7 protein-coding genes are annotated in these 4527 nt (G+C 68.7%); 4 read left to right on the forward strand and 3 right to left on the reverse strand.

Annotated features, from left to right (window positions below; translation table 11 throughout):
* From ACQKIP_RS40515 to ACQKIP_RS40530, 4 genes are all read left to right on the forward strand, one after another.
* Nucleotides 1-325, forward strand: a 325-nt coding sequence (locus ACQKIP_RS40515; RefSeq protein WP_427745319.1) for an FAS1-like dehydratase domain-containing protein, incomplete at its 5' end; no start/stop codon positions are given.
* On the forward strand, nucleotides 322-732 hold the full coding sequence (locus tag ACQKIP_RS40520; protein ID WP_365853638.1) for a MaoC/PaaZ C-terminal domain-containing protein: 411 nt from the start codon (nucleotides 322-324) through the stop codon (nucleotides 730-732). The genes ACQKIP_RS40515 and ACQKIP_RS40520, both read left to right, overlap by 4 nt.
* 55 nt (nucleotides 733-787) lie before the next feature.
* Complete coding sequence (locus tag ACQKIP_RS40525) at nucleotides 788-1615, forward strand: SDR family NAD(P)-dependent oxidoreductase (protein WP_365853636.1); 828 nt, start codon at nucleotides 788-790, stop codon at nucleotides 1613-1615.
* A 10-nt stretch (nucleotides 1616-1625) separates the two neighbouring features.
* Nucleotides 1626-2771 (forward strand): acyl-CoA dehydrogenase family protein, encoded by a 1146-nt coding sequence (locus tag ACQKIP_RS40530; RefSeq protein WP_365853634.1) that lies wholly within the window; start codon nucleotides 1626-1628, stop codon nucleotides 2769-2771.
* Nucleotides 2772-2871: 100 nt separating this feature from the next.
* Here the strand turns inward: ACQKIP_RS40530 and ACQKIP_RS40535 are convergent, their stop codons facing one another.
* The 3 genes from ACQKIP_RS40535 to ACQKIP_RS40545 all read right to left on the reverse strand — a co-directional run.
* On the reverse strand, nucleotides 2872-3102 hold the full coding sequence (locus tag ACQKIP_RS40535) for a hypothetical protein (RefSeq protein WP_365853632.1): 231 nt from the start codon (nucleotides 3100-3102) through the stop codon (nucleotides 2872-2874).
* A 150-nt stretch (nucleotides 3103-3252) separates the two neighbouring features.
* Nucleotides 3253-3786 (reverse strand): GNAT family N-acetyltransferase, encoded by a 534-nt coding sequence (locus ACQKIP_RS40540; protein ID WP_365853630.1) that lies wholly within the window; start codon nucleotides 3784-3786, stop codon nucleotides 3253-3255.
* On the reverse strand, nucleotides 3783-4527 hold a 745-nt coding region (locus tag ACQKIP_RS40545), incomplete at its 5' end, for a hypothetical protein (RefSeq protein WP_427745320.1). The genes ACQKIP_RS40545 and ACQKIP_RS40540, both read right to left, overlap by 4 nt.

Raw genomic sequence — 4527 nt, forward strand, 5'->3', positions numbered from 1 at the left:
CGAGGCAGGACACCCCGACCTGCCCGTCCCGCCGACCTTCCTGTTCGGCATCGAGCTGCAACAGCCCGACCCCTTCGCCTACCTCCGTGCCCTCGGCGTCGACATGCTGCACGTCCTGCACGGAGAACAGGAATTCACCTACCACCGCACTGCGCACGCCGGAGACACCCTCACCGCCCGCTCGACCATCGTCGACGTGCGCAGCAAGAACGGCGGCGCACTGGACCTGCTCACCAAGGACACCACCGTGACCCGCGCCGACGGCACTCACGTCGCCGACCTGCGCACCATCACCGTCGTACGAAACGAGGTCCCCGCACCGTGACCCCCGTAACCGTGGGCACCGAACTGCCGCCCCTGCACCTGCCGGAGATCTCCCGCACCACGCTCGCCCTCTTCGCCGGCGCCTCCGGCGACCACAACCGCATCCACATCGACATCGACGCCGCCCGCGAGGCCGGACTCGACGACGTCTTCGCCCACGGCATGCTCTCGATGGCCTACCTCGGCCGGCTCCTGACCGGCTGGGTCGACCAGTCCGCCATCCGCCGCTTCGCCGTCCGCTTCACGGCCATCACCCCGGTGCACGCCGCGCCCGTCTGCCACGGCCGGGTCACCGCCGTCGACGACATCGACGGAGAGCGCGTGGCAACCCTCGCCGTCACCGTCACCCTCGCCGACGGCACCACCACCCTGCGCGGCGAGGCAGCCGTGGCACTGCCCGGCGCCTAGCCGCCGGCCCCGCGCACGGCAGCGGCGCAACACCCCACTCAACAAGGGAACCATCATGGGAACACTCGAAGGACAAACCGCCATCATCTCCGGCTCGGGCCGCGGGATCGGCCGCGACATCGCACTCCGGCTGGCCCGCGAAGGCGCCAGGATCGTGGTCAACGACCTGGACCCCGAGCCGGCCAAGGACACCGTCGCCGCCATCGAAACCATCGGCGGCACCGCGGTGGCCTGCGTGGGCAACGTGACCGACGACGGATTCGGTGAACGCTTCGTCCAAACCGCCCTCGACCACTTCGACGGCCTGGACATCATCGTCAACAACGCCGGATACACCTGGGACTCCGTCATCCAAAAGCTCACCGACGAGCAATGGGACGCCGTCCTGGACGTCCACCTCAAGGCACCGTTCCGCATCCTGCGCGCCGCGCAGCCCGTCATCAGCGCCGCGGCCAAGAAGGAAGCACAGACCGGGACCCCGCGCTGCCGCAAGGTCGTCAACATCTCCTCCATCGCCGGCCTCGGCGGGAACGCAGGCCAGGCCAACTACGCCGCCGCCAAGGCCGGCGTCACCGGCCTGACCCGCACCCTGGCCAAGGAATGGGGGCGCTACAACGTCACCGTCAACACCGTGGCCTTCGGACTGATCAAAACCCGCCTCACCGAAGCGGCAGCGGACCAGGACGCCACGATCCACGTCGAGGGCAACGACATCAAGGTCGGCGTCAATCCCGATCTCCTGACCGCCATGGAGCGCAGCATCCCCCTGGGCCGCGCCGGGACGCCCGCCGAAGCGGCCGGCGCCGTCTACCTCCTGTGCACCCCCGACTCCGACTACGTCAGCGGCCAGACACTCGTCTGCGGCGGCGGCTTCTCCATGTGAGGAACACCCCATGAAGCGCATCCTGTTCGACGCCGAGCACGAGGACTACCGCCACAGCGTCCGCGCCTTCCTCAAGAAGGACGTGGTGCCCTGCTACCCGGACTGGGAGAGCGCCGGCATCGTGCCCCGCACGCTGTTCACCGGCCTCGGCTCGCTCGGCGCCCTGAGCATCGCCATACCGCCCGAGTACGGCGGCGCCGGCATCCACGACTTCCGCTACAGCGTCATCCTGCAAGAAGAAGCAGCCGCAGCCGCCGTCGCCCCCGCCCTCCTGGGCCCCACCCTCCAGTCCGACGTCTGCCTTCCCTACCTGCTCACTCTCGCCACCGACGAGCAGAAGAAGCGCTGGCTGCCCAAAATCGCCTCCGGAGAGCTGATCACCGCGATCGCGATGACCGAACCGGGCACCGGCTCCGACCTCTCCGCCATCCGCACCAAGGCCGTCAAGGACGGTGACGACTATGTGGTCGACGGCGCGAAGACCTTCATCACCAACGGAATCAACGCCGACCTCATCATCACCGCCGTCCGCACAGGCCCCCACCCGCACCAGGGCCTCAGCCTGCTGATGGTGGAGCGCGACACCGAGGGCTTCCAGAGGGCCGGTCGCCTGCACAAGGTCGGCATGCACGCCCAGGACACCGCCGAACTTGCCTTCACCGGTGCACGCATCCCCGCAGCGAACCTGCTGGGCGAGGAAGGCGGCGGCTTCAAGGCGCTCACCCGCAACCTGAGCCAGGAACGCCTCTCCATCGCCGTCAGCGCCCTGTCCCAGGCAACGGCCGCCCTGGACTGGACCCTGACGTACGTCCGCGAACGCCACGCCTTCGGCCAGCCGCTGGCAGCACAGCAGACGGTCCGCCACCGCCTGGCCGAACTCGCCACCGCCACCGACGTCGCCCAGCAGTACCTGGATCGCAGCGTCAGCGAATGCAACGAGAAAACCCTGACGCCGCAGGACGCGGCCAAGGCCAAGTGGTGGTGCACCGAACTCCAGGGACAGGTCCTTGACGCGTGCGTCCAACTGCACGGCGGTCACGGCTACATGCTCGAACAGGCAGTGGCCAGAGCCTGGGCGGACAGCCGGGCCACGCGTATCTACGGCGGAACCACCGAAATCATGAAGGAGATCATCGGACGGTCCCTGGTGGCCTAGCAGGACGCCCACACCTCTGCGGGACACCGGATGGAGCGGTGTCCCGCAATGTGCCCCACCGGCATCAGCCGATGGGGCACGCCTGCGGTGCAGGTGCGGGTCAGCGCTGCCGGGAGGGAACCGAGTCGATCCCGGCGGGCTTCTCCAGTGTCGTCGAGTACGAGTCCTTGCCCGGCTTGTCGGCGGGCTTGGAGCCGGTGTGCGCGGGGCGCTGGACGGTGTGCCCGCGTCCCTCGCTCGGGGAGCCGGAAGCGTTGGCGACAGCGGCAGTCGTTGCGAGCGTGCCGAACGTGATGAGCGCGAACGTGGCGATGGCAATCGGCTTCTGCATGCGGAGTCTCCGTGATCGAGGGGGTTCTCATCTGCTCCTCGATCCTCACCGCTCGGCACATTTCGTCTCTGTCTCCGCCGGCCCACGGGGATGAGAAGGCGATGAGAACACCCGCGTACCCGCGGGCACGGCGGCAGGTTGGTGCGGTGTCTAGAGCACCCTGCCCCTGATCATGACCGTCAGCGGCGGCGAATCGGGGGAGGGCTGACTGCGCCCCACCACTTCGTAGCCCCACTTCGAATACAGGGCCTGCACCCGGCCGTCCTGGTTGGTCGGGGACACCATCAAGGACACCTGCGGCTCGTCGCGCTGGGAAAGCAGTTCGTCATGGATGAGCTTGGCGATACCCCGTCGCCGGTAGGGCTCGATGACCATCATTTCCTTGATCCCCACGGTCGATGCTCCGGTCACTCCTTCGTCGAGTTGCGGTTTCACCCGCGTCCACCACCGGTCCTCAACCGGGGTGAGTGCGTTGACGTACCCATACCCGACCGGCGCCCCATCCTCGTAGGCGACGACCGTCTCCCAGCCCTGTTCCTTGCTATGACGGGCCAGGCGCTCGGCGTAGCGCTCCACGCTGTAGTGCGGATCGTGCAACTGGGCTTGGCGGACGTCGGCATAGACCTCGATGAGGGTCTCCCACACGTCGTCGATGTCGCGGGCGTGGACGAGGTCGGTCGTCATGGGGTCCTCCGGAGGTGCTGTTGGGCGTAGGCGTCCCACAGGCGGGTCTGGGTGCTGGTGGGGGCTTGACGGTGCAGGGTGTTGGTGAAGCCGATGAGTAGGCCCAGTACGCGGGGGTGAGTGAGTGTGGCCTCGGGGATCGCCATCGCTGTACGTACGGCGGGGTCCAGGTCGTCCTGCCCGAGCTGGGCCCGGCAGAGACGGGCGGTGGTGATGGCGCGTGTGCGCTCCAGCTCCGGGCGCAGCGCGGCCAGGCTGCGGTGGGCGTGGGCTTCTGCGGTGGCGTAGTCGCGGGCGGACAGGTGCGCGGCTGTGGCCAGGGAGTGCAGTTCGGCGCGATCGAAGAACGCGGTCATCCACACCGGGCGCGGCTCATCCTGCTGGGCGCGGTCGAAGGCTTCCTGGGCGAGGCCGAGGGTGCGGTGGATGGCACCGATATCGCCCTGGATGCCGTGGATCGCGGCATGCCGCGCGTGCCCGAGCGCTGCGAACAGCGGGTCGCGGCGTGTGATGGATAGGCGCCGGGCGGCGTCGTTGGCGGCCAACGCGTCGACCGGCCGCCCCAGATGACGGTAGAGCGACCCGGCATGCGACCAGATGCGGAACTGGATCGTGAGATCTCCGGACATGCCGGCGAGGCTGGAGGCGCGGTCGAAGTGGCGTTGGGCGGCGTCGAAGCGACGTCCGTCGATTGCGGCCCACATCGCGGAGGAGGTGAAGGAGGCCGCTGTCGCGTAGACC

This window comes from Streptomyces sp. NPDC059900, assembly GCF_050270335.1.
GTDB lineage: Bacteria > Actinomycetota > Actinomycetes > Streptomycetales > Streptomycetaceae > Streptomyces.

Bases quoted from the DNA above. Each gene is read 5' to 3' on its own strand.
- ACQKIP_RS40525 (WP_365853636.1), top strand. From the start codon at position 788: ATGGGAACACTCGAAGGACAAACCGCCATCATCTCCGGCTCGGGCCGC.
- ACQKIP_RS40530 (WP_365853634.1), top strand. From the start codon at position 1,626: ATGAAGCGCATCCTGTTCGACGCCGAGCACGAGGACTACCGCCACAGC.
- ACQKIP_RS40535 (WP_365853632.1), bottom strand. From the start codon at position 3,102: ATGCAGAAGCCGATTGCCATCGCCACGTTCGCGCTCATCACGTTCGGC.
- ACQKIP_RS40540 (WP_365853630.1), bottom strand. From the start codon at position 3,786: ATGACGACCGACCTCGTCCACGCCCGCGACATCGACGACGTGTGGGAG.